This is a genomic window from Nostoc sp. FACHB-110, assembly GCF_014697425.1.
Taxonomy (GTDB): Bacteria; Cyanobacteriota; Cyanobacteriia; order Cyanobacteriales; family Nostocaceae; genus Nostoc_B.
In genome coordinates, this window is the sequence record NZ_JACJRU010000004.1 from 164,769 (window position 1) to 190,551 (window position 25,783).

General features: G+C 41.7%; 25 protein-coding genes and 1 tRNA gene. 17 read left to right on the top strand and 9 right to left on the bottom strand.

The genetic code is table 11. The features are described from left to right. Nucleotides 1-89: 89 nt before the first annotated feature. Together H6G69_RS06500 and H6G69_RS06505 are read left to right on the top strand one after the other, a co-directional pair. Entirely contained in the window at nt 90-665 is a 576-nt protein-coding gene (locus H6G69_RS06500) for a Uma2 family endonuclease (RefSeq protein ID WP_190683425.1), read from the top strand. A gap of 38 nt (nt 666-703) precedes the next feature. After that, nucleotides 704-1,273 (top strand): Uma2 family endonuclease, encoded by a 570-nt coding sequence (locus tag H6G69_RS06505; protein ID WP_190683428.1) that lies wholly within the window; start codon nt 704-706, stop codon nt 1,271-1,273. Nucleotides 1,274-1,349: 76 nt separating this feature from the next. Here H6G69_RS06505 and H6G69_RS06510 read toward each other — a convergent pair whose 3' ends face one another. Then, nucleotides 1,350-1,637 carry a protein kinase domain-containing protein gene (locus tag H6G69_RS06510; protein ID WP_199335781.1) on the bottom strand — a complete coding sequence of 96 codons (288 nt, stop codon included), beginning with the start codon at nt 1,635-1,637 and terminating at the stop codon, nt 1,350-1,352. A gap of 289 nt (nt 1,638-1,926) precedes the next feature. On the opposite strand from H6G69_RS06510, the gene typA reads away from it, so the two are divergent. From typA to H6G69_RS06530, 4 genes are all read left to right on the top strand, one after another. Next, on the top strand, nt 1,927-3,717 hold the full coding sequence (gene typA, locus H6G69_RS06515; protein ID WP_190683431.1) for a translational GTPase TypA: 1,791 nt from the start codon (nt 1,927-1,929) through the stop codon (nt 3,715-3,717). 212 nt (nt 3,718-3,929) lie between these two features. Continuing rightward, nucleotides 3,930-4,619 (top strand): GIY-YIG nuclease family protein, encoded by a 690-nt coding sequence (locus H6G69_RS06520; RefSeq protein ID WP_190683433.1) that lies wholly within the window; start codon nt 3,930-3,932, stop codon nt 4,617-4,619. Between the two features lie 42 nt (nt 4,620-4,661). After that, on the top strand, nt 4,662-4,937 hold the full coding sequence (locus H6G69_RS06525) for a YgiT-type zinc finger protein (RefSeq protein ID WP_190683436.1): 276 nt from the start codon (nt 4,662-4,664) through the stop codon (nt 4,935-4,937). Between the two features lie 28 nt (nt 4,938-4,965). Continuing rightward, entirely contained in the window at nt 4,966-5,187 is a 222-nt protein-coding gene (locus H6G69_RS06530; RefSeq protein ID WP_190683740.1) for a hypothetical protein, read from the top strand. A 181-nt stretch (nt 5,188-5,368) separates the two neighbouring features. Here H6G69_RS06530 and H6G69_RS06535 read toward each other — a convergent pair. The 4 genes from H6G69_RS06535 to H6G69_RS06550 all read right to left on the bottom strand — a co-directional run bounded on the left by H6G69_RS06535 (nt 5,369) and on the right by H6G69_RS06550 (nt 7,026). Beyond that, nucleotides 5,369-5,442, bottom strand: a tRNA-Pro gene (locus tag H6G69_RS06535). A gap of 50 nt (nt 5,443-5,492) precedes the next feature. Continuing rightward, nucleotides 5,493-5,858: a DUF1818 family protein gene (locus H6G69_RS06540; RefSeq protein WP_190683438.1), complete on the bottom strand. Its 366-nt coding sequence runs from the start codon at nt 5,856-5,858 to the stop codon at nt 5,493-5,495. Nucleotides 5,859-5,880: 22 nt separating this feature from the next. Next, the gene (locus H6G69_RS06545) at nt 5,881-6,435 is read right to left on the bottom strand and encodes a hypothetical protein (protein WP_190683441.1); all 555 of its coding nucleotides are present in this window, start codon (nt 6,433-6,435) and stop codon (nt 5,881-5,883) included. 354 nt (nt 6,436-6,789) lie between these two features. Next, on the bottom strand, nt 6,790-7,026 hold the full coding sequence (locus tag H6G69_RS06550) for a DNA-directed RNA polymerase subunit omega (protein ID WP_190683444.1): 237 nt from the start codon (nt 7,024-7,026) through the stop codon (nt 6,790-6,792). A 233-nt stretch (nt 7,027-7,259) separates the two neighbouring features. On the opposite strand from H6G69_RS06550, the gene H6G69_RS06555 reads away from it, so the two are divergent. Continuing rightward, nucleotides 7,260-7,679, top strand: a complete 420-nt coding sequence (locus H6G69_RS06555) for a fasciclin domain-containing protein (protein ID WP_190683447.1) — start codon at nt 7,260-7,262, stop codon at nt 7,677-7,679. Between the two features lie 309 nt (nt 7,680-7,988). Here H6G69_RS06555 and H6G69_RS06560 read toward each other — a convergent pair whose 3' ends face one another. Continuing rightward, entirely contained in the window at nt 7,989-8,843 is an 855-nt protein-coding gene (locus tag H6G69_RS06560) for an amino acid ABC transporter substrate-binding protein (RefSeq protein WP_242071998.1), read from the bottom strand. 590 nt (nt 8,844-9,433) lie between these two features. Further along, nucleotides 9,434-9,856: a BON domain-containing protein gene (locus H6G69_RS06565; protein ID WP_190683453.1), complete on the bottom strand. Its 423-nt coding sequence runs from the start codon at nt 9,854-9,856 to the stop codon at nt 9,434-9,436. A 561-nt stretch (nt 9,857-10,417) separates the two neighbouring features. On the opposite strand from H6G69_RS06565, the gene H6G69_RS06570 reads away from it, so the two are divergent. Then, nucleotides 10,418-10,762 carry a DUF760 domain-containing protein gene (locus H6G69_RS06570; protein ID WP_190683456.1) on the top strand — a complete coding sequence of 115 codons (345 nt, stop codon included), beginning with the start codon at nt 10,418-10,420 and terminating at the stop codon, nt 10,760-10,762. Between the two features lie 75 nt (nt 10,763-10,837). On the opposite strand, the gene H6G69_RS06575 is transcribed toward H6G69_RS06570, so the two are convergent. Beyond that, nucleotides 10,838-11,332, bottom strand: coding sequence for a pentapeptide repeat-containing protein (locus H6G69_RS06575; protein ID WP_190683458.1), 495 nt, complete (start codon nt 11,330-11,332; stop codon nt 10,838-10,840). A gap of 151 nt (nt 11,333-11,483) precedes the next feature. Between H6G69_RS06575 and gcvT the strand changes: the two genes are divergently transcribed. From gcvT to H6G69_RS06620, 9 genes are all read left to right on the top strand, one after another. Beyond that, entirely contained in the window at nt 11,484-12,599 is a 1,116-nt protein-coding gene (gene gcvT / locus H6G69_RS06580; RefSeq protein WP_190683461.1) for a glycine cleavage system aminomethyltransferase GcvT, read from the top strand. A 174-nt stretch (nt 12,600-12,773) separates the two neighbouring features. After that, nucleotides 12,774-13,160 (top strand): glycine cleavage system protein GcvH, encoded by a 387-nt coding sequence (gene gcvH / locus H6G69_RS06585; protein ID WP_190683464.1) that lies wholly within the window; start codon nt 12,774-12,776, stop codon nt 13,158-13,160. Nucleotides 13,161-13,288: 128 nt separating this feature from the next. After that, nucleotides 13,289-16,207 carry an aminomethyl-transferring glycine dehydrogenase gene (gcvP, locus tag H6G69_RS06590; protein ID WP_190683467.1) on the top strand — a complete coding sequence of 973 codons (2,919 nt, stop codon included), beginning with the start codon at nt 13,289-13,291 and terminating at the stop codon, nt 16,205-16,207. 1,089 nt (nt 16,208-17,296) lie between these two features. After that, entirely contained in the window at nt 17,297-17,797 is a 501-nt protein-coding gene (locus H6G69_RS06595) for a DUF2231 domain-containing protein (protein ID WP_190683470.1), read from the top strand. Then, on the top strand, nt 17,794-18,399 hold the full coding sequence (locus H6G69_RS06600) for a DUF2231 domain-containing protein (protein ID WP_190683474.1): 606 nt from the start codon (nt 17,794-17,796) through the stop codon (nt 18,397-18,399). Before H6G69_RS06595 ends, H6G69_RS06600 begins: the two co-directional genes overlap by 4 nt. A gap of 73 nt (nt 18,400-18,472) precedes the next feature. Then, nucleotides 18,473-19,390 (top strand): cytochrome c oxidase subunit II, encoded by a 918-nt coding sequence (locus H6G69_RS06605; protein WP_190683742.1) that lies wholly within the window; start codon nt 18,473-18,475, stop codon nt 19,388-19,390. 53 nt (nt 19,391-19,443) lie between these two features. After that, nucleotides 19,444-21,114, top strand: a complete 1,671-nt coding sequence (gene ctaD, locus H6G69_RS06610) for a cytochrome c oxidase subunit I (protein ID WP_190683476.1) — start codon at nt 19,444-19,446, stop codon at nt 21,112-21,114. A 117-nt stretch (nt 21,115-21,231) separates the two neighbouring features. Beyond that, on the top strand, nt 21,232-21,843 hold the full coding sequence (locus H6G69_RS06615) for a heme-copper oxidase subunit III (protein WP_190683479.1): 612 nt from the start codon (nt 21,232-21,234) through the stop codon (nt 21,841-21,843). A gap of 240 nt (nt 21,844-22,083) precedes the next feature. Continuing rightward, nucleotides 22,084-24,162 carry a cation:proton antiporter gene (locus tag H6G69_RS06620; RefSeq protein WP_190683481.1) on the top strand — a complete coding sequence of 693 codons (2,079 nt, stop codon included), beginning with the start codon at nt 22,084-22,086 and terminating at the stop codon, nt 24,160-24,162. Between the two features lie 74 nt (nt 24,163-24,236). On the opposite strand, the gene H6G69_RS06625 is transcribed toward H6G69_RS06620, so the two are convergent. Further along, nucleotides 24,237-25,775 (bottom strand): NAD(P)/FAD-dependent oxidoreductase, encoded by a 1,539-nt coding sequence (locus tag H6G69_RS06625; protein WP_190683484.1) that lies wholly within the window; start codon nt 25,773-25,775, stop codon nt 24,237-24,239. Between the last annotated feature and the right edge of the window lie 8 nt (nt 25,776-25,783).

Here is a 25,783-nt window from a genome sequence, read left to right on the forward strand (position 1 = left end):
TTTTAGGGCATTTTTACGAACCGCTCTAGACGCAGAGTGAAGAGAGGAAAAGCTTAAAATGGAAGTGTCCATCCAGCTTACACAGCATCATGAACAGCGAAAAAGCCACAGTGCAGCCTTGGTACACTGTTACTGATGAAGAACTAATGCTCTGGAGTTCGCAAAACCCAGAACTGCGATTTGAACGTAACGCTGATGGAACAATAGAAACTATGCCACCAACTGGGGGAATTTCAGGAAATCGGGTGGCGAAAGCGGTTGCTTATTTGCTGGCTTGGGTAGAAAGTCATGATTTAGGGGAAGTGTTTGGGTCAAGCACAGGGTTTAAATTAGCAAATACAGCCGTGAAATCACCTGATGCTGCTTTCGTTGCGAAAGGACGCTTACCAGAAAATTGGGATCAGCAAGAAGATGCGTTTATTAACCTAGCACCAGACTTTGTAATCGAAATTCGTTCTAAAAATGACAGCTTGCCCAAACTCAAAGCCAAGATGGCAGAATACATTGCCAATAGTGTGCAGTTAGGCTGGTTAATCGACCGTCAAAATCAGCAAGCTTTCGTTTATCGTCGAGACGGTTCAATTACCCAGTACCCAGCGACAGCAATTTTGGATGGTGAAGATGTTGTCCCAGGATTTACATTAGCGTTGGCAAAATTATTGTGATTAATCATGGTTTGGAATTAGACAGGGAGTCATTGCTGATGTCGCTATCAAATCAAATATCTTCCAACCTTTCTTTAGAACAATTTCTCAACTTACCAGAAACTAAACCAGCGAGTGAATATATTGACGGACGCATCTACCAAAAACCAATGCCCCAAGGGAAACATAGTATTCTGCAAACTCGATTATCAACTAATATTAATCAGGTTGGCGAAACTCAACAAAAAGCTTTAGCCTTAACCGAGTTACGCTGTACTTTTGGGGGACATTCCTTAGTTCCAGATATTGCTGTATTTGCATGGTCACGCATTCCCATCGATGAAAACGGAGACATTGCCAATAAATTTGAAAGCTACCCAGATTGGACTATTGAAATCCTATCACCCGATCAATCACCCAACAGAGTAATTAATAAAATTATTTTCTGTATTAACTACGGGACTAAATTAGGTTGGTTTATTGACCCTAATGATAAATCTGTGATGGTATTTCAACCGAACAAATTACCAGAAGTGAAATATGATGCGGATATTTTACCTGTCCTGGATGTGTTAGGTGATTGGCAAGTAACAGCAGCCGATATTTTTAATTTGTTGAAAGTGAAATAATTTTGGCGATCGCAAAATAAATTCAACCATTCATCCCAAAAGTATCTGATTTGATTTTAGGCTATGAGCGATCGCATTATAGTAAGGTTTTTTGAAAAAAGAGCGTAAAACCATAAATAACCTCATAAATTTGCACAATATGGGGATGGCTACATTTAGCTAATTTGAGTGCTTCATTAAGAAAGTCTTGCTGAAACTTGGCAAAGTCTGGGCGACGTTGCACTTGCTTGTTCAGGGTTTTGATCACCACATACCGTCCATGATTATCTTTCGCACGGTAGGTTATACCAAAACCGCCTTCGCCTAATTCTTTCTCAATAGTATATTTGCTACCTTGTAATTGCTGCCCTGACACCCAAGTCATTGTTATTTTGCCACTAAATTCAGTGTTAATCTTGGCACTTTCAATACATAAATGCCCTGAGAGAAATTGACGATCTGTTTTGTGTAAAGCAAAAATTACTGAGTTCTTCAGACGGCCTGATTTTTTGATTGCTGACACATTTACAAAGTCACCCTAGAATTGTGTCAATTACGCTAGAATTGTTAAAGGTTCTTTACAGAATTTGCAGAACATCCCCGATTCTGTTAAAACAGCCTAGCAAACTTAAATGTAAATCTACAAAACCCCTCTAGAGTTAACACTAGCTTCTATGACGCTCCCAATTCGTAACGTCGCCATTATCGCCCACGTAGACCACGGCAAAACCACCTTGGTTGATGCACTCCTGAGACAGTCCGGCATTTTCCGAGAAGGTGAAGACGTTCCGGATTGCGTCATGGACTCCAACGACCTAGAACGGGAACGTGGAATTACGATTCTGGCTAAGAATACAGCCGTTCGCTACAAAGAAACACTCATCAATATTATTGATACCCCCGGACACGCTGACTTCGGTGGCGAAGTCGAACGCGTACTGGGTATGGTGGATGGCTGCATCCTCATTGTTGATGCTAACGAAGGCCCCATGCCACAAACACGCTTTGTGTTGAAAAAGGCATTGGAAAAAGGACTACGCCCCATCGTTGTAGTTAACAAAATCGATCGCCCCCAAGCCGAACCCCACGGTGCTATAGATAAGGTACTGGATCTTTTCTTGGAACTAGGCGCAGATGATGACCAGTGCGACTTCCCTTATCTATTCGCTTCTGGTTTGTCTGGTTATGCGAAAGAAACCTTGGAAGAAGAACCCAAGGATATGCAGCCATTGTTTGATGCCATCTTGCGTCATGTTCCACCCCCAGTAGGTGATGCAACCAAGCCTCTGCAATTGCAAGTCACAACCCTAGATTATTCAGAATATCTAGGACGGATTGTCATTGGCAGAATCCACAACGGTACTATTCGCGGTGGTCAGCAAGCAGCTTTAGTAACAGAAACAGGCTCAATTGTCAAGGCTAAAATTAGCAAATTGCTAGGTTTTGAAGGCTTGAAGCGGGTGGAATTAGAAGAAGCTTCCGCCGGTCATATTGTGGCGGTTGCTGGTTTTGCTGATGCAAACATTGGTGAAACAATTACCGACCCCAACGAACCCCAAGCTTTACCACTAATTAAAGTCGATGAACCCACCTTACAGATGACCTTCTGGGTGAATGATTCACCGTTTGCTGGTCAAGAAGGTAAGCTGGTAACATCAAGACAAGTACGCGATCGCTTATTCCGCGAATTAGAAACCAACGTTGCATTACGTGTGGAAGAAACCGACTCCCCTGATAAATTCCTCGTATCTGGTCGTGGTGAATTGCACTTGGGTATCTTAATCGAAACCATGCGCCGCGAAGGTTATGAGTTCCAAGTGTCTCAGCCACAGGTAATTTACCGCGAAGTTAACGGTCAACCTTGCGAACCTTATGAATTGTTAGTGTTAGACGTTCCCTCTGATGCAGTTGGTAGCTGTATCGAACGCCTCGGACAACGCAAAGGCGAAATGCAAGATATGCAGCCCGGTGTTAGCAACCGTACCCAGCTAGAATTCATTATTCCCGCCCGTGGTTTGATTGGTTTCCGTGGTGAATTCATGCGGATGACCCGTGGCGAAGGCATCATGAACCACAGTTTCTTAGATTATCGTCCTATCTGTGGCGAAATTGAAGCCCGTAACAAAGGTGTATTGATTGCTTTTGAAGAAGGCGTTTCCACCTTCTACGCTATGAAGAACGCCGAAGATAGAGGCTCATTCTTTATCACTCCTGGTACTAAAGTCTACAAGGGCATGATTGTCGGTGAACACAACCGTCCCCAAGACTTAGACTTGAATGTCTGCAAAACCAAGCAGCTAACCAACCACCGTGCTGCGGGTGGCGATGAACTAGTCCAATTGCAAGCACCTATCGATATGAGTTTAGAGCGTGCATTGGAGTACATCGGCCCCGATGAATTGGTGGAAGTTACACCCCAATCTATCCGCCTACGGAAGATGTCGAAGAAGTTAGCGAAAAGATAAGTAAAGTAATAACTGAATTGATTTATTTAGAAAGCCCGCTTGTGCGGGCTTTTTGTTATGGATTTTCGACACACCAGACCCTGATCAGCTTTTACACAAGTTATTCCAAAGACTAATTTCTAGAAAAAAGCTGGATATCAATAAAGTAAACTTGTACTACAGGTTACAATTGGAGTATATATTACAATACTTATATTATCTGTATCACTTTTATGTCTAAAGAAGGGTACGTATATATTTTCATCAATCCACTAATCGATGGTGTTGTGAAAATTGGTAAAACAACTCGTTCATCTGAGAGTCGAGCCGCAGAGATATCAAAAAGCACAGGTGTTCCAGTTGCTTATAAAGTTGTTCATGAGGAATTTGTGTCTGATTGCGTTGCAGTTGAGAAAAGACTCCACAAAATGTTTTCAGACTATCGTATTAACCCTAATCGGGAGTTTTTTCGCATACCATTAAAGGAAGCTGTACGTGCATTACAACAAGTAGCTAACGTTTATCGTGTAGCTAACAATCAACCAATAGAGTATAACTCTGTTCAGGCAGTAGAGATTTTACCGAGACTTCAACATCTTTATCCAAAGTACCTAAAGCCTGAAATAAAATCAGTTCAAATGATACAACGTGATGATATTTGTTTTTTAGAGATCACAAGTCAAGCTCATCCCAATATACGAGACGAAAAGGTAGAACGAATAGATTTGGAATTTATTGCAGAAGAAGATGGAACTATGTTTCCAATTAATCGTTCTGTACAGGAAAATGCTAATAAATTTGTTAACAAACTCGATCCTTATTCAATTATTATGTGTACCCCCTTATTTACAGAAGCAGCGTGTAGGAAAATAGCTGATGAATACGAAAATAATACAGTTTTGCAAGCAGAGGACTTTATCTAATCATAACTGTTTATGAAGTTACTGAGCTTGAGGGCTAGGCTTATGTATGGATATAGATGTGAATATTGTGAAGGAACTGTACAACCTCGAACAGTTAAGCGTGAAGCATTTAAACATAGGGATGGTTTTGTCATTCTTGAAGATGTGACCATAGGCGTTTGTGATACCTGTGGAAATCGCTACTATTCAGCCGATATTCTTCATACGGTTCATGCTGTAGCAACTGGAACAAAACCCCCTGAAAGAACCGAACAAATTCCGGTTGCTCATCTAGAATCAGCATACTCAAGACTGCGTAACTTTAGTGAGTCAAGTTAACAGTAAACATAAAGAAATTGAACCCAAAATGGAAGATGAATTACGTCCTGAGTATGATTTTGCTCAAATGAAAGGAGGGGTTAGAGGTAAATATATTGAGCGATATCGTACCAAAACAAATCTAGTGCGTTTAGATCCTGATGTTGCTGAAGCTTTTCCTAATGATGAAGCGGTGAATAACGCATTAAGATTACTAATTCAGATTACCCAGCGTCAGCAAGCTCAAACTAATGTACAGCCAACAGAATAAAAGTTGTGTTTAGTGAAGTTTTTTGTTGGTGGATTGAGGTTATGATGATGAGCGATCGCTTTCACACATAATTAATGATAAAGCAGGTTTCAGTTTAAGACTTTTAGTGAAGTTTTTTGTTTGCAATGATTAAAAAACCTGCTAACCTTACATCAAGATTAGCAGGATGGGATTTTATCAATCGGAGCGGCGGGATTCGAACCCACGACCTCCACTACCCCAAAGTGGCGCGCTACCAAGCTGCGCTACGCCCCGGTCAGAATTCTTATCTTAGCGCAAAGCTTCTAGAGAATCAAGGGGTAAGTCTAAAAAACTTTGAGTGTCTCAGCAGCTTGCAATAGACCAGGTAAAGCAGGAGCATTCCATTTACCTTCTACACCGCGTCCTGTATTGAGGATAAAGCGCAGACTGTATTCATGGGGATAACCTTCTACTTCCATCCATAATAAATCGCTTTCGGCCTCACAGGCAATCTTTTCTTCATCCATTAATTCGGCGGTGAGTTGTTTCATTGTGTCTGCTAGCTGGGCTAACAAACGGCAAAATTCGTTTAACTCTGCTTCTGTTAACTCAATCGCCCAATCATCCGTACCTACTAAGCCTTTAAATTCATGTGCGTTAGGGTTCCAGCCAATACGCCAGCCAGAACCTGTTTTGATTAGACGTTCCATCTGCTTAGATTTGAATTCAAAATTACTTTAGTAGTTCTGCACCGCCTGTTTGGGGCTGCTGGGGCGTTGTGGAAGTGGGAGGTGTAGGCTGATTTTGTAAATCTGGGCTAAAGATGTTGACTAAGGCTTGAACTAAAGCATCTCTTTGACTGCGGCTGAGGCTAGCAATGGCAGCGCGATCGCCATCTAGAGGATTTTGCCGTAGAATATCACTACCTGGATATGTCGTGTCATACATAGTTTCATTCGCGCCCAGGTAATCAGCCAAAGTTAGCTTCCAGTCAAAACGATAAATCGGCGATCGCTCTTTGATATAAATGTGATAACGGATGAGGCGACTAACTAGGGTGTTAGTTTCCGCAACTTTCCCAGTTTCTTTACTGATATACTTGTTTTCTTTGGGAAAGTCAGGCAATTTTTGATACACTTGCTGCCAAACATCAGATGGACTGACTCTTTGAGCTACAGCGGACGGAATGCCAAATAAAACAGGCTTGGTTTGACTGATATTTAAACTCACAACCAGCCCACTCACTATGCAAGCAATTATAAATACTGACTTAAACTTCACAAGCATCAACTGAAAATTGAATGGTTTTACACATAACATTTAGACAGCTTTTGTTGCTATTTCCTATTTCCCATCCCCGATAAAAAGTCTGAAATGAAAATGCAACACGAATACTCCTTGTGCTTGGCACTTTCATCTCATACCAATTTTTTATAAAGCTGCATAGAATTCTCTCCCCTTGAGCTTCCCCTGAAAAAGGCTACAGTTTACAAGCAAGTCTTACTCAGGTTGTCTATTAGCATTTAGATCCCCCCTAGCCTTAAAAAGGGGGGAATAAGATTCAAAGTCCCCCTTTTTAAGGGGGATTTAGGGGGATCAGGATATGTGCAACTTCACATTAAATTGGTATCAGCAGTAATTTTATAATTCGCCAATAATTTCTGGCTGAGTTAATTCATCAGACATTTCGATGATTGCCCGTAATACAGGCTTCATCATAATATCTTCAGAGCTTTCAAAGTCTTCGTAGCGCCGACGCTTGGCGCGATTTGCCACCTGAACCGTAATGCGATAGCGATTCGAGGCTGCACTAATTAAATCCTCGGCACGGTGCATAATTTGAGTTTGGGTTGTCTCGAACTTGGAACGCTTAAGCATAATTAATGGTTCTTGGGGACATTTCCCAGTTTAGCAGCACTGAACTAGATCAGCCCGTGTATGTAATTGTCAGCTACTAATAACGCTCTCATGGTAAAAACCCCCAGAGATTCCCGAAGTGAAATCAATCCAAAATCCAAATTCTAAAATAAAATTGTTTGACCTCTCCGTTGATAGAGGTAGATAACTTTGTATCAATTTATAACTAATCTGTAATCTACCTCAATATCATCATGGCTAATCTTTTAGAAACTGCGGTGAATGCAGGCAATTTCAACACTCTAATAGAAGCAGCTAAGGCTGCACAAATAGTAGATACTCTTGAAAGCCCGAATTTTTTTACAGTCTTTGCACCTACGGATGAGGCTTTTACCCAACTACCAGAAGGAACATTAGATGAACTGCTGCAAGACACTGCCAAGCTAAAAAAGATTGTGAGCTATCATGTCGCTTATGGTGATGTCAGGTCTGATGACTTGGTGCAAATTGATGAAGCAGAGACTTTGGAAGGATCTGTTTTAGCAATTGAATCTGTTAATGGGGATATTAAAGTGAATGATGCCCATATCTTAAAAACAGATATCCTCGCAGATAATGGCGTAATTCATGTTATTGATGCAGTACTTATGCCTGCAATGGTGGCTGGACATTGAGAAATTAGGGAGTCGGGAGTAGGTTTTTTTAGGGTGTAGGGGTGTATGCAATACATTTCGGTTAACGTTTCTATCTTGTTTAGCTCCCCCCAACCCTTTTGAAGGGGAGCCAGCACCGTGGGCGGGTTTCCCAACTTGAGGCGACTGGCGTGGATTTAGGGGGATCGAAATATGTGCAACTTCACATTAAATTGGTATTAGGAAAGTGTTGATAGCTTAAAAGCATGATATTACTGTGTTTTTACTCAGCACGCTGCTCAACTCCTGCTACTGCTAACAGCACTTTGCTATACAACCTTGCACCCTTAATTAAAGTTCTCTTTTAGGAATTTCTTCGCGGAATTCGATAACCAATTGCATAGTTTCTACAGTCAAATCACGCAAATCTCGATTGAGAAAAACTGCACCTTGCGGCCCGAACCAACGGTCAAAAATTGTGACATATTTACTGTCGCCATTGACAAAGCCTTGCATAAACTTGACCAGCGAATAATTTACGGTGTCCAGAAATTTAGAATTATTCTCTGGAACCATGCAAGCAATACCTTCTCGTGAATAAGGTCTATCAGGTGCGATCGCAAAATTATCAGGATTTTTTGACTTTTGCAACCATCCTTCCAACAAAATACTATCAGATGCAAAAGCATCAATTTTGCCTTGTTCTAAAGCAGTGTAACCTTCTGCACGAGTTTTCAAATAAACCAACTTAGCTTGAGGTTGTACTCGTTTAATTGCCAGTTCATTTGTAGTTTGTGCCAAAACACCAATTCGTTTCCCAATTAACGATTCCGGCGAACCAAGATCACTTCCTGACTTCACCAATAATTGCGTACCAGTGACACCATAACTCACTGAAAAATCAACTTGTTTATCTCGTTCCCAAGTAAAGCTACTAGCATCGCAAACAATATCAACTTCGTGATTTACGATTTTCGGAATTCTCTGTGCAGGAGTTAAACCGACTAATTTTAATTCAATTTTTTTACCTAATTGTTTTTCTAACTGTTGTTTAATCAAATTCAACATATCCACAGAATAACCAGTTAATTTACCTTGGTTATCTGCATAAGCAAAAGGCAAGGCATCCTTACTAGTACCAGCAGTAAGTACCCCTGTACGGGCCACTTTTTGCATCACAGTCTCGGCAGCTACTACGCTAGGCATAATTGCTGCCCAACTCAGACTCAGAACAGGAATTGTAATTTTAGTATATTTAATAATACTTCTAAATGTAGATAAGCAATTTAAATTAGAACTTCTATTCATCACACCCTCACCTTTGACTGTTACAGAAAACTACTTCAGCTATTAACAATAAGTTTTAATATATGACTCCTATTTTTCAGAAATCAAATATGATTCCCATAGCTCAAAATATAGTAATTTTCTCAGGCAAATCCAAACTACTTACATCTGGTAATGATTCTTTACCTTAGCTACAAAGATATACTTTTTATGTTATAAAGCCAATTTCAAGTAAACGAAGTACATAATTTATTTATCAAAGCCAGCTAGAAAACCAATTCAGGAATCTTGAAAGAACCTCTCCCCTTACCCCTCTCCTACGAGGAGAGGGGAGTTTAGCTCCTCCTTCCCTCGTAGGGAAGGGGTCTGGGGGGTTAGGTTTTTGATTACTGAATCGATGCTTTAGAGAGCCTATTTTCACCCCTGAATTATGAATACTTTTCAACTTACCAATAAAAAACAGGACTTACATAAAATAAGTCCTGAAACATTACAGCTTGATAGTAGGTTTAAATTTTATTGGGGGGTTGAACTTTAGCTTCTACTTTTACACCTTTTACGCCTTTGACTTCTTTAACTAATTTTTCGGCTTTCTGCAATTCTGCTTGCGAAGTTGCTGTGCCTTTAATTACCACTTCACCCGATTTAAATTCAAATTCTAGTTTATTGTTGGGTAAGCTTTCTTTGAGTTTTTTGCTGACTTCAGATTTTAAAGCAGCATCAGATTTTGTAGTGACAGTAGTATTTTTTGTTGCTGCTGCTTTTTCAGTTTTACTTGGAATTTGAGTAGTTTGAGTAGCTGGTTTGACTGGTAATGGAGAAGCTGCACTGGGATTTTGAGGAGCTTGAGAAGCATTATTATGAGTTTCTTGACAACCAAAAGCACCAACTACCAAAACGCCACTGATGAGAAGTGGAATTAACTTTTTCATTTCTGTCTCCGAATTGAATACTTGAAGCGGTCAATTGAGATAGATGCTATGCTGAGGAGTCAAACAATTTTAGATTTATGAATGCCAATTCTCGATTAACTGCACTTACAACTGAAATCTAAAATTGGCAAGCAAAATTGCTAGTTTTTGAAGAGGGTAGATGCCAAGCTATTTTTTCATGGCTATGTCGTGCGATTTCACAACAGTTTTACAATGTTATCAAATGAGTTGAATATTTGACTAGCTTTTGTCAAAAATTTATATTATTCAAAATGATTTTTAAACATTACTGATAATATTTTAAGTATAAAAAATACATTTAAAGACCAATAAGTAATATAGATTACAAAATAATCATGTATAAATTCTCAAGGACGCATATTTAATTTAAAAAAAATCAGTATAACCTATTACCTATCTACACAAGTAGATAATGCTCTCCATTTAACAAAGTCGCATATTGTAGAAAAAACCAGATTTAGGATGTTCGGTTAATTAGAATCTATGCTGATAAAAAACCTGATAAATTCAATATAGTTCAGCGTAGTCAAACATCTTTATATGAGTAATCTTTCTCCTCAACAACCAGAGCATTTTGCACCAGAAGAACCAAACAAAAACCAGTTTTTCCAATATATCCAATCTCTCAATCGAGAAACTATTCTCCAACTATCTAAACCAGATTCACCAGATGTCTTACAATTAATTCAGCAGTCTATTGTAGCGATGTTGGGTAATTTACCTGACAACCAATTTAATACTATGATTACGACCAGCCACGAAGAGTTAGGTAGATTATTAGGTGCGGCTATGGTAGATGGCTATTTTTTACGTAATGCAGAACAAAGACTGCAAATAGAAAAAACTTTTCATTTAGCAGATGATAACTCTACAAATCCTGAGTAATTATTCTGTTGCTCAATATTCAAATTTTCCTCAATTAAAACCCTCCCACTATTTGAGAGGGTTATTTTGATCAATTTACCTACAACCTAAAGACTCGCGCGTATCTACACCTGTTTTAGAATTGACACCACTAGCTTTGGCACAGAGTTTTTTCACCTGCGTCCCGTCTAACACAGCATTCGTAAAATCTGCACCTGTAATCTCAACATTATCAAAGGTCGATCGCAGCATCATCGCGTCGGTCAAAATTGCATCAGTCAAATCAGCATTTTTGAACCTAGCTAAGTAAGCTATACCTTCACTAAAATCTATACCATGCAGATTTACACCTTCCAAGACAGTACCGTTAAACACGCCACCGCGTAAGTCAGCATTGCTAAAGTTCGCATTCTCTAAATCAACATTGGTAAATTCTCTACCAATTAAACTTTGTCCAGAAAAATCCTTTGCTATCAATTCATCCCCAGCCGAACGAGTAATACTCGAAGAACTAGCAGCCTCCGCCGATAAGGGGAATAACAATAAAGCCATTGCTAAAACAAAACTCGCCAGTATGCGCCAATATTTCATAACTTATTCTTAACAAATCTCAACACTCCTACAAATAACATTACTAGGTTAAAGTCTGAAGGGTGAAGTATGAAGTCGGAATTTTTATACTTCAGACTTCACACTTCATCCTTGACTTAGGATATATAGAAGTTGAAGAGCATAAATACCTGTGGCTAATCAAGAAAACATCGCCGCATCCTTGGCGCGAACTCCTTTATATCAACTGGGTGTAGAACTCAAAGCCCGCTTCACCAGCTTTGGCGGTTGGGAAATGCCTGTACAATATAGCGGTATTACCAGCGAACATGAAGCTGTAAGAAATGCTGCGGGGATGTTTGATATATCCCACATGGGCAAATTCACCTTGGAAGGAAAAAAAGTTATTGACCAACTCCAGGGTTTAGTCCCTTCTGACTTGAGTCGCTTACAAGCGGGTCAAGCGCAGTATACAGTATTGTTAAATCCCCAAGGGGGAATCATTGACGATATTATTGTTTATTATCAAAGTGAAGAGAAAGTAGCGATCGTTGTTAATGCTGCAACTACAGCCAAAGATAAAACCTGGCTATTGCAAAACCTCAACTTAGATGAAATTCAATTTCAAGACCTCTCACCCGAAAAAGCCTTAATTGCCTTGCAAGGGCCACAAGCCGAGAAATATCTCCAGCCATTTGTAGAACAAGAGCTACAACCAATTAAAGCCTTTGGTCATTTACAAGCGAATATACTCGGTCAACCAGCCTTCATCGCCCGTACAGGTTACACCGGCGAAGATGGCTTTGAAATTATGGTAGACCCAGAAGTAGGGATAGAATTATGGCGTAATTTCTACAACGCTGGTGTCGTTCCCGCAGGACTAGGTGCAAGAGATACCTTGCGCCTCGAAGCCGCGATGGCACTTTACGGCCAAGATATCGACGATAATACCACACCCCTAGAAGCAGGTCTAGGCTGGTTAGTTCACCTCGATACCAAAGGTGACTTTATCGGTCGGTCAGTCTTAGAACAGCAAAAAGCCAACGGAGTGCAACGCCGACTCGTAGGTTTACAAATGCAAGGACGTAACATCGCCCGTCATGGCTACCAAGTGTTATCCGCAGGTCAAGTTGTTGGAGAAGTTACCAGTGGTACGATATCTCCCACACTGGGTTATCCTGTTGCTTTAGCCTACGTTCCCAGCAAACTAGCAAAGGTTGGTCAACAGTTAGAAGTCGAAATTCGCGGTAAAGCCTACCCAGCAGTGGTAGTCAAACGTCCCTTTTATCAGTCAAAAACAAAAAAATGAAGTATAAAGGCTGAAATTTAATACTTCATACTTCACACTTCATACTTCACACTTCACACTTCTTTTAAGGAATAATGTGTTGTGAACTACTCAATCTACAGTAAAGCTCATGATCAATGATGACCAGCATTACTGTTGGGGCAATAATTTTTTTGATATTGGAGGGTAAATGATATGTATGGATATCCTGAAGATTTAAAATACACAGATACTCATGAATACGTACTGCTAGATGATGAAATTGCTACCATTGGTATTACTCAATTTGCCGTAAATCAATTAGGTGATATCGTGTTTTTAGAATTGCCAGAAGTTGGTGCTGATGTTGTCAAGGGTAATGAAATTGGCACAGTTGAATCAGTCAAAGCTGTGGAAACACTATATTCACCTGTAACAGGCAAAGTGGTAGAACGTAATGATGCAGTAATTGATGATCCCGAAGCAGTATCGCAAGACCCCTATGGTGAAGGGTGGTTTTTGAAAGTGCGCGTTGATGACCCCAGTGAACTTGATAATGCTTTAAGTGCAAGTCAGTATAGTGCTTTAGTAGAAGGCAAGTGAGCAGTATGAAGTTTGAAGGGTGAAATGTGAAATTTTATGCTTCATCCTTCAACTTTTGCTTTGGTGTTGGCTTGTTAATAGTATTTTTTGTTGCAAAATATGAAATAGTTGCGTCCGGAGTTCAATTTGTGGTATTTAATGCACCTCAAGCCAAGTCTACCATCCCAGCAAATTTACAGCCGTCCTCTAGTTTTGTTCAACGACATATAGGCCCTAATACCCATGACATTCAGCAAATGTTAGAAGTTCTGGGTTTTGCCAGCCTCGACAACCTGATCGATCGCACAGTACCACAAGCCATCCGATCGCAGCAAACACTACAATTACCCGACGCACAAAGCGAATACGCCGCCTTAGCAAAGTTAAAAAATATTGCGGCTAAAAATCAAGTGTGTCGCTCATACATCGGTATAGGATATTATGACTGCGTTACCCCGCCTGTAATTGGGCGTAATATCTTAGAAAATCCTGGTTGGTACACTGCATACACACCCTATCAGCCAGAAATTGCCCAAGGACGGTTAGAAGCCCTGCTGAATTTCCAAACCATGATTATTGACTTAACAGGTTTGGAAATTGCCAACGCTTCCTTACTTGATGAAGCCACCGCCGCCGCCGAAGCTATGAGTATGAGTTATGGTGTCAGCAAAACCAAAGCCCATAACTATTTTGTTTCCCGTGACTGTCATCCCCAAACCATTGATGTGTTGCAAACACGGGCAAAACCTCTAGGAATTAATATTATTATCGGCGACCATCAAACCTTTGATTTTGCTGAACCGATTTTTGGTGCAGTCTTGCAATACCCCGCCACCGATGGCACTATCTACGACTATCGCGCCTTTATTGAAAAAGCCCATGCAGTCGGCGCGTTAGTCACAGTCGCCGCAGACCCCCTCAGCTTAACTTTACTCACCCCGCCCGGTGAATTTGGTGCGGATATCGCCGTAGGTAGCACTCAACGCTTTGGTATTCCCTTAGGGTTTGGGGGGCCTCATGCAGCGTATTTTGCCACCAAAGAAGAGTATAAACGCCAAGTTCCAGGGCGCATTGTCGGTATATCCAAAGATGTCAACGGTAAGCCTGCATTACGTCTAGCACTGCAAACCCGCGAACAACACATCCGCAGAGAAAAAGCCACCAGTAACATCTGTACCGCCCAGGTACTACTGGCGGTGATGGCGGGTATGTACGCCGTGTATCATGGGCCAGAAGGACTGAAGAATATTGCCGAAAATATTCACCAGTTAACTGTAATTTTGGCAGCAGGCTTAAAGCGTCTGGGTTACAAAATTAGTTCGGAAAATGTCTTTGATACGCTACGCGTAGAGTTAGGTACACAAAACCTCGAAACTATTCTTGCAGGTTGCCAAGGTAGGAATATCAACTTACGAATTTTTGATGAGACTGCTGTTGGTATCTCTTTAGATGAAACAACTACAGCAGCAGATTTAATTGACTTGTGGCAGATTTTCGCACTTAAAGATGAATTACCTTTCACCATAGAAGAATTAACCAATTCCTCTGCCGATATTTTGCCACGCCGTCAAAGCAGCTACCTCACCCATCCTGTATTTAACCGCTATCACTCCGAAACAGAGTTGTTGCGTTATCTGCACAAACTAGAAACCAAGGATTTATCCCTAACAACATCGATGATTCCTTTGGGTTCTTGTACGATGAAACTAAACGCAACCGCCGAAATGATTCCGGTGAGTTGGGAGGAATTTGGCAAGATACACCCCTTTGCACCACCATCACAAACACGCGGTTATCAAATTCTCTTCCAGCAACTTGAAGCGTGGTTAGCGGAAATTACTGGGTTTGCGGGAATTTCTCTACAACCAAATGCCGGTTCCCAAGGGGAATACGCCGGACTGTTGGTCATTCACGAATATCACGCTAGTCGCGGCGAAGCACACCGCAACATCTGTTTAATTCCCACATCCGCGCATGGAACCAACCCAGCCAGTGCGGTAATGTGTGGAATGAAGGTTGTACCAGTTGCCTGCGATGCTGATGGTAATATTGATGTAACAGACCTCAAAGCCAAAGCCGAAAAGTATGGTAGTGAACTGGCGGCGTTGATGGTGACATATCCTTCAACTCACGGTGTATTTGAGGAAGCCATTCAAGAAATTTGTGAAGTGATACACCGTCACGGTGGACAAGTATACATGGATGGGGCAAATATGAACGCCCAAGTCGGGTTGTGTCGTCCCGGCGATATTGGTGCAGATGTTTGTCACTTGAATTTGCACAAAACTTTCTGTATTCCTCACGGTGGCGGCGGCCCTGGGATGGGGCCAATTGGTGTCGCATCCCATCTTGTACCCTTCCTCCCAGGACACGCCGTAGTTCCCATCAATAAAACTCAGCACTCAGCACTCAGCACTCAGCACTCAACAAACGCAGTCGCCGCCGCACCTTGGGGTAGTGCCAGCATCTTGGTAATTTCTTGGATGTATATTGCCATGATGGGGGCGGCTGGGTTGACCCAAGCTACGAAAGTGGCAATTCTCAATGCTAACTACATTGCCAAGCGACTAGAAAACTACTATCCAGTGTTGTACAAAGGCAAAAATAACTTAGTTGCCCATGAATGTATTTTAGATTTGCGATCGCTCAAAAAATCCGCCAACATCGATATCGATGATGTTGCTAAACGGTTAATGGACTATGGTTTCCATGCACCGACAGTCTCTTGGCCTGTGGCGGGAACTATCATGGTAGAACCCACAGAAAGCGAATCAAAAGCAGAATTAGACCGTTTTTGTGATGCCTTGATTGCTATTCGTCAAGAAATTGCCGAAATCGAATCAGGCAAAACAGATATTGAAGATAATCTTTTGAAAAACGCACCCCACACCGCCGAAAGTCTCATCGCTGGTGAATGGACTCATCCCTATTCCCGCGAACAAGCCGCCTACCCCGCACCTTGGACAAGGGACGCAAAATTCTGGCCTAATGTTGGTCGTATTGATGCTGCTTTTGGCGACAGGAATTTCGTCTGTTCTTGTCTCCCAATGGAAGCTTACGCATCTTAGACAAAAGAATTAGGTTTTATAAATAGGGTGTAAGGGTATAGGGGTCTATTTATCCAAAACCCTTACACCCCTAAACTCATTTCTTGCACGAGGGCGACTGAAGTCGCGGCTACACAGACAAAACCCCTGACGCTCCTGCGTCGCTAACGCTGTGCTAACGGGTTCGGGGGTGACGCTCCTTCTCCCAAAGGGAGACACTACGCGAACGTCGCTCTAAGCGAAGCCATGCCGTCAGGCTTTACGCTGCGCTAACGCAATCGACGGGAACCGCCAAGACTGCGACCCCCTCACCGCCTGCGCGGGTTCCAAACCCTTGATTTTGCCTTAGTCCCCGTGGTGCGCCAAGCGGGCGGACGCGCGTTTGTATAGCTACGAATTCCATTCGCTGAGGCTAGGTGCAAGATGTGAATAAACTAGTCTTTACAGATAAACTTTGTGCCTAAGTCCTGAAACCCTAATTATGTATCTCTGCATTTGATATTCTTTCGCATCAAAATGCTATAAGTTTTAGCTATTGTTTAGATAATTGCGTTTAGCTTTTGCAGATTTATTTCATCTTAATATACTATTAATTTATTTTTAGTTAATATTCGACTTATCCTTGCATAAGATTTGTAATTTTAACTACAAATACATATTTCCAAACTGTACAAAACTGCATATACAAATCTTTTCTTATGTGTAATAGCGATAAATAAAAGGTAGATAAGCTACATCATCATAATACTTTTTCTGTTAGCAGCATTAATTTTGCAACTTTAGCTTATTTTCTTTTGACAACTACTAAAAAAATCCTTAAGCTAATAGATAAGGTACAAACATTCAAACTCAAAACTACGATTTTGTGAGGTAAATTCAAAATCGTTGTTCTAAAGTATCAACATGAACAAATGAATTGAACTCAATCATTAACCATAAATAGTAGCTTCAACAAATTTAGCTAGAAAGTACCTAATACCTGAACTAATGGGATTCGCCACGCAGTTTACCATCATCCAGTCAGGTATGAATGCTTGTTGGGATTTTATGTCTTGTCTGTTAATTCTTTAACTTTGACCCAGGTGTAGTAACAATGTCCAGGAGAATAATATGTTTGACATTTTTACCTCATTGAATGACCATAATTTGCCATATCCAGATACGCTACATCCTATCGTTGTTCACTTCGTAATAGCGATGGTATTGTTTGCATTTGCTTGTGATTTAGTAGGTTTTTTGACTGGCAAAACTCGCTTATTTGAAGTGAGTTGGTGGAATATGTTTGTCGCTACGATCGCAATTTTTGTAGCAATCATCTTTGGGCAATTTGAAGCTGGTTTAGCGAAACCTTACGACGTAGCAAAATCAGTGCTAAATGTTCATACATTGATTGGCTGGTCACTTTCGGGCATCATCGCTGCCATTACAGCGTGGCGCTATGTCCTTCGTTCGCGCAACCCCCAAAAATTGCCGATTCATTATATCGCCGCCGGAATTGTTTTAGTCGCAATAGTTGGCGTGCAAGTATTTCTGGGTGATGAATTGGTGTGGATATATGGACTGCATACAGTACCAGTTGTTGAAGCCGTAAAGGATGGGATGTTGCCATGAATTCAGAATTGATTAACCAATTAAACGTGCAATTAGGTGCTAACGGTCTACCTTACACTCTGCCTATTCACCCAAATTTAGTGCATCTCACCATCGGTTTATTTATCATTGGCATCACCTTTGATATTGTTGGTGTTTTGTTCCCCATCCAAAAATGGGTGTTCAAATTTTTGGCAATTACTGTTGAACGAGCCAACTTCTTTGATGTCGGTTGGTACAACATGGTTGGCTCAACAATTATCACTTTTTTCACCGTTGCGGCTGGCTTTTATGAAATGCTGCTAGCAACTCCACCCACCGAAGTCAAAAGTGCTTGGGGAATGCAAGCAATGGAGACAATGCTGTGGCATGGCATTGGTGGTGTAGTTTTACTTGGTTTATTTGTTGGCATGACCATGTGGCGAGGCTGGCAGCGTTACTCCTGGAGTAAAGACGCAGATGTAGAAGTGCAATGGAGCTATTTATTGGCGGGAGTATCAATCATGTTTTTGATGTTCCTCCACGGCACATTAGGAGCGCAACTAGCAGCCGAATTTGGTGTACACAACACCGCAGATAGTTTACTGCGATTGGGTGAAGACCTCAACACCATACTCAAATAACTGTCCAGGGTCAAACGTCCAAAGTAACTAATTTTGACTATTGACTATTGACCATTGACTCTTGACCAAAACCATGAAACTCCAGAAGATTTTAAACATTTTGACATTAATTACTGGTGCGATCGCCATCAGCATCACCAGTATATGGATAGGTAAACAATCCTATTCCTGGCTACCGCCTCAAGCAGCTGCCGAATCTCATTTAATTGATGATTTGATTAGCTTCTTAGTTACATTAGGTGCGTTTATCTTCCTGGGTGTAACTAGCACCATTGTGTATTCTGTGATTTTCCATCGTGCTAAGAAAAACGACCTTAGCGATGGCCCCCATATTGAGGGTAACGTAGCTTTAGAAGTTGTCTGGACAGCTATCCCCATTATGTTAGTACTGTGGATTGCTGGCTATAGCTCCCAAGTTTACGAGCAAATGGGCATTCAAGGCCCCTCCCAGCTAGTGCATTTGCATAATCCAATGGGTATGGAATCAGCTTATGCAGCCTCAAAAGATGAAGCTATGGCTGAACCCGTCGAAAAAATTGATGTCATTGCCAAGCAGTGGGCGTGGGTATTTCATTATCCTGAGAAAAATGTTACCAGTACCGAACTGCATTTACCAAGCGATCGCCGCGTGCGTTTAGCACTGCAATCAGAAGACGTACTGCACGGCTTTTATATCCCTGCATTCCGCCTCAAACAAGACATTATCCCCAGCCACACCATCGACTTTGAATTTACACCTATTCGCCAGGGTGAATATCGCCTCACCGACTCTCAATATAGCGGCACTTACTTTGCCACCATGCAGGCAAACGTAGTTGTTGAATCTCCCGAAGACTATCACCGATGGCTGGCCAAAGTAGCCACCCACAAACCCTTCTTTGCCAAAAACCAAGCTGTTAATGAATACGCCGAAACAGCTAGCGAACCCGTGAAAAATGGCTGGGATACCGTAGTCCCTGCCGCCCCACCCTTAGTTAATTACTCCGGTTGACACCCTGACACCCTACACCCCCACACCCTTATTTCTCATAAGGAAACTCCTCAATGACTAACATCCCTATTGAGAGTCTCAGCCTGCCGGTTGGGCAACCTCAACACGAAACCCCAGGTGGCTGGAAGCAATACTTCAGCTTCAGCACCGACCACAAAGTCATCGGTATTCAATACCTCGTTACCTCATTTATTTTCTTTCTCGTCGGCGGTATCTTTGCCATGATCCTGCGGGGAGAACTCATCACCCCCGAAGCCGACTTAGTAGACCGCACCGTATATAACGGAATGTTCACCATGCACGGCACAGTCATGCTGTTCTTGTGGACATTTCCCTCACTCGTTGGTTTAGCTAACTATCTTGTACCCCTAATGATAGGGGCGCGAGATATGGCTTTCCCCCGCCTTAACGCCGTCGCCTTTTGGATGGTTCCTGTCGTCGGGATTTTGTTAATGGGGAGTTTCTTTGTGCCTGGTGGCCCAGCGCAGGCGGGTTGGTGGGCTTATCCGCCAGTGAGCCTGCAAAACCCCACAGGTAATTTGATTAATGGTCAAGTGCTGTGGTTATTGGCAGTGGCAATTTCTGGTGTCTCCTCAATTATGGGGGCAGTCAACTTTGTTACCACCATCGTCAAAATGCGCGCCCCAGGCATGACCTTCTTTAGAATGCCGTTGTTTGTCTGGGCAGTATTAAGCGCGCAAATCATTCAATTGTTTGGACTCCCGGCATTGACAGCTGGTGCAGTCATGCTGCTACTTGACCTCACCGTTGGCACTGGCTTTTTCAACCCCAGCAACGGCGGCAACCCAGTCATGTTCCAGCATTACTTCTGGTTTTACTCCCACCCTGCTGTTTATGTGATTATTCTGCCAGTTTTTGGCATCTTCTCCGAAATTTTCCCTGTCTACTCCCGCAAACCTTTATTCGGCTACAAAGTAGTGGCAATTTCATCACTATTAATTGCCGTAGTTAGTGCCATTGTCTGGGTACACCATATGTATGTTAGCGGCACTCCTGGTTGGATGCGGTTAATTTTCATGTTGACAACTATGTTTGTGTCTGTACCAACTGGCATTAAGGTGTTTGCTTGGGTAGCAACCATTTGGGGCGGTAAATTGCGGTTGAATACAGCCATGTTATTTGCCCTTGGTGGATTAATTTTGTTTGTATTTGCAGGCATCACAGGCATCATGCTGTCTTCTGTACCTGTGGATGTTCACGTTAACAATACTTATTTTGTCGTGGGACACTTCCACTACGTTTTGTTTGGCACAGTGACAATGGGCTTGTATGCCGCTATTTATCACTGGTTCCCCAAAATGACCGGGCGGATGTACTACGAAGGTTGGGGTAAGTTGCATTTCTGGTTATCTTTCATTGGTACTAACCTCAACTTCTTCCCCATGCACCCCTTAGGCTTGCAAGGTATGTTGCGGCGGGTGTCTTCCTACGCACCAGAATACGAATATTGGAACATCATTGCTAGTCTGGGTGCATTCTTGTTAGGTATGTCTACTTTGCCCTTCATCTTCAACATGGTGATTTCTTGGATGCAAGGTGAAAAAGCACCGGGTAATCCTTGGCGGGCAATTGGTTTAGAGTGGTTGGTTTCTTCTCCACCACCTGTTGAAAACTTTGAAGAAATTCCGGTTGTTATTTCGGAACCTTACGGTTACGGCAAATCAGAACCTCTAGTAGCAGAGACTCACAGCCAACATCCGTAACATTTTAGGCTTTACTCCTGCGCTCTTCTCTGCGTGAGACAAAAAGTAATTCAACGCAGAGGGACGCTAAGGTAAACGCAAAGTTACGCGGAGTATACACAATTCAAAATTTTACCAATGGACAGCTATATCGTTTCAGAAGAGTTGAAAAATCACTCTCATCATTCTGGTGAGCATGGGCATGATGAAGAAGGCAATAAGATGTTTGGCTTCATTGTCTTCTTATTGTCGGAAAGTGTCATTTTCTTGAGCTTTTTCGCTGGTTATATTGTCTACAAGCTCACTATTCCTAATTGGCTACCAGCTGGTGTTGAAGGATTAGAAGTGAAAGATCCTGCTATCAATACCGTTGTTTTGGTTGCTAGTAGCTTTGTGATTTATTTAGCAGAACGCGCTCTGCAACGTCACAACCTGTTTGGTTTTCGCTTGTTTCTCTTAGCCACAATGGCAATGGGTAGCTACTTCTTGGTAGGACAAGCAATTGAATGGAGTCACTTGGCTTTTGGTTTCACCACTGGCACATTTGGCGGGATGTTCTATTTGTTAACAGGTTTCCACGGTTTGCACGTTTTCACTGGTATCTTGTTGCAATTGATTATTTTGATTCGCTCTTTCATTCCTGGTAACTACGACTCAGGACACTTTGGTGTAAATGCCACTTCACTGTTTTGGCACTTTGTCGATGTCATCTGGATTGTTTTGTTTATCTTGATTTACGTTTGGCAGTAAAACTCAGGCTTTGTGCATAAATTAAAGCAAAGTTTTAGGGGAGGTAAGGTAATTTACTTCCCTATTTTTATTAATTATATATTTAGAATAATTTGTCACTATATCCTTGTATAGATGTTTAAAAATTATGCTTAAGGTAAAAATGTTAAGACCGAAAATAAATAAATTTATTTTTTGTGCAAATCCAAAGGGCAAAAAATAAATTCTTAATTGACTAAGATACCTTTTTATTGATTACAAATGTCACTTGAATCTTTTGTTAGCAGCCCGATCATCCAATTTACTATTCTTCTAATAGTAATTTTTACTATACCGCCAATATTTGAACGGATTAAGTTACCAGGATTAGTAGGTTTATTAGTAGCAGGTGTCATCCTAGGACAAAATGGACTCAAACTCCTCAATTCTGAATCGGAAACTATCAGTCTGCTTTCGGAGATTGGCAAAATTTATTTGATGTTTGTTGCAGGGTTAGAAATAGATTTAGACCAATTTCGCAAAACAAAATACCGCTCAATGGGCTTTGGCAGTTTAACTTTTTTAGTCCCGTTAATTGCCGGAATTGCTGTCGGGCGTTTATTTAACTTTGGTTGGAATGCTTCTTTTTTAATTGGCTCTTTACTAGCATCTCATACTCTGTTAGCTTACCCCATTGTCAGCCGTTTAGGAGTTGTGACTAATGAGGCGGTAACGGTTACTATTGGAGCCACAATTTTTACTGATACAGGTGCTTTGCTAGTTTTGGCAATTTGTGTGGGAATTCACAAAGGAGAATTTTCGCCACTTAGTTTAGCTACGTTGTTGGGTGGACTGGCAATTTATTCTGTAGTTGTATTGTTTGGTTTTGACAGGGCTGGTAAAGAATTTTTTAAACGTACTGGGGATGAACAGAGTAATCAATTTTTGTTTATCTTACTGGCATTATTTTTAGCCTCGGTCGGGGCGCAAGTAATTGGGGTTGAAAAAATTGTCGGGGCATTTTTAGCAGGTTTAGCAGTTAATGATGTTTTAGGACGTAGCCCAGTTAAAGAAAAAATCGAGTTTATTGGGAGTGTGTTATTTATCCCATGTTTCTTTGTAGATATGGGATTATTGATTAATATTCCCGCATTTTTAAAGACACTCAGTTCTGTTTGGTTAGCGGTGGCAATTGTAGGGGCTTTGATTGGGAGTAAATTTATAGCTGCATTTTTAGCTAAATTAATTTATCGCTACAACACACCAGAATTGCTAACAATGTGGTCTTTGTCTTTACCACAGGTGGCAGCTACATTAGCAGCAGCATTAGTCGCTTATCAAACTGTTAACCCGGCAGGACAAAGATTAATCAATGAAGGAGTATTAAATAGTATAATTTTGCTGATGCTGGTAACTGCTATTTTAGGGCCTGTAATTACAGCTAGGTTTGCTACTGCTTTACAGCAAACAGAGCCAGATTTTGCCACAGATAGTCTGACAAATTGGTGGGATAATTCTGATATTCAGCATTTAGAGTTACAAGAGCCATTCACTGTTTTGGTTCCAATCTATAATCCCCAAACCCAGCGATATCTAATAGAAATGGCAGCACTTTTAGCACGTCACGAGTCTGGACAAATTGTGCCATTAGCTATTACTAAAGCTTCAATTCAAATGGATGATCCCCAGGTGATTACGGGGCTTGAGCAAAGCCAAAAAAGGTTGAAGTTAGCTCAAGAAATTAGTCAAGAATTTGATGTGGAAGTTGCACCTGCAATTCGCATTGATGATGATGCCGCTTTGGGTATTAGTCGCGCTAGCCGCGAACGCAATGCTAATTTAATTGTCATGGGTTGGTCACAGACTACGGGTTTCCGCGCTCGTGTGTTTGGGAGTGTAATTGATAGTGTTTTTTGGTCTTCCCACTGTCCAGTTGCGGTTACACGACTTTTGAGTAGTCCCACAACAATACAAAGAATTCTTGTACCTGTGGGGGATTTAACAAGGCAAACAATAGGTGCAGTGCGCTTTGCTCAAATTTTAGCTGATGTTAATCAAGCAGAGGTGGTATTGTTACACGTAAGCGATCGCAAAACTCCCCTAGCTTTAGTCCAAAAATTCACCTCACAAATATCTGATATCGCCGCTAAAAGTCAGTTGCAGGTGACAACCAATATCCAAACTGTTAAAGGCGATGATATTGCGAGAACTATTATTAGAGAGTCCCAAGGATTTGATTTAGCGGTGTTGCGTTCTGTCCGCTATCGCACAGCAGGTGGTTTATCAGTTAGTCAAGTTACCACCCAAATACTTAAAGAGTTGAAATGCTCAATTGTGATGTTGGGCGAACCTCATTCTTAAATAAGGGGTGTGAGGGGGTAAGAGTGTAGGGGTGTAAGGGAAAGAATTAAATACCAACTAATCATACTGAAAAATCAACGCTCTTCCCCTACACCCTGTTTCAATAATTCTATTGTTTGCGATCGCTCTACCAAACTATTCGCGCATAAAATAGCAGAAGCGGCAACTGCTGGCACACCAATACCGGGCATAGTGCTATCGCCAACCCGATATAAATCCCTAATTGGTGTGTGTGTACTCGGAAACATCCCCTTACCCGCAGCAATGGCAGGGCCATAAGTTCCTTGATGCCGCCTGAGATAATCAGCATGGGTTAGTGGTGTACCGATAAGTTCCAACACCACCCGTTCTCGAATATCCGGGATAATCTTTTCCAAAGCGCGATATAAAGATTGGGCTTTGGCTTTTTTGTGCTGTTCATAATTATCGTTGCGTTCCCAGCCAGCAAAAGGCTCAAGGGTATAAACATGAACTACATGATGTCCTACTGGTGCGAGCGTTGCATCCCACACGCTAGGTATAGATATCATGCAAGTATTTCCTGGGGTGGTAATATCTTGATTGGAATCATGAACTACTACATGATGCCCTGTTAAATCTTCTAACCCATCGGCTTTAATGCCTAAATGCAAATGTATAAAGCTATCAACAGCAGGTGTCTGCAATGCCGTTTGACGGTAATTTGTCGGTAAATCTTCAGGACGCAAAAGCTGAGTGTAGGTGTCCCAAATTGTCGCGTTAGAAATCACAATAGATGCTGGCAAAATTTCCCCATTTTTCAACCTCACCCCAACAGCTTTACCAGACTCCACCAAAATTTGTTCAACATGACAGCCTAAACGTAACTTGCCACCCCAACGTTCTAAACCCCGCACTAAAGCCTTAACAATTGCCGCACTACCACCCACAGGATATTCAACCCCAGCCCGAGAACGTTCACCCAACATAAAAGCCACTTCAGGCGCAATGGTTCCGTGGGCTTTTAACCCAGACAGCAGAAAACACTCTAAATCTATTAGTCTGCGTACCCAAGGGTCTTTGACTGTGGCATCCATCACACTACCTACAGAAGATTGCACCAAGGGCAGGTAAGGTAGCATTTTTCCTAAAGATGGCAAATAATTCAGCAACATCAACATTACCTGCCAGTCTGAGCGTAAAGCTAGTGTGGGAATACCTTTCATTGCTTCGTATAAACCCAGCAACCGTTGGGCAAAACGTTGAAGTTCTTGCGCGCCTTGAGGTGTAACTTTTGCTATCTCCTGATAGTATTTTGGAGAATTGCTATAAACAGCCACACTAGCTTCGGGAAAATGGTAATGTCCTAAAGGATCGTAAGCTATAACTTGAAGAGATTCCCCTAAAACATCTAGAACTTGTTTGAGAGGGTTTAAACTCAAGCTGCCTGAGAGTCCACAATAAAAAGAGGGGCCAGAATCAAATTCCCATCCTTGTCGTCTAAAACTATGGGCTGCACCTCCAGGAATTGTATGACTTTCACATACAGTTACCTGCTTGCCATAACGCGCAAGTAACGCCGCAGCGCATAAACCACCAATACCGCTACCAATAACTATGACGTTAGAGTGCTGAGTTAAGAGTGATGAGTTCATAATTCTAT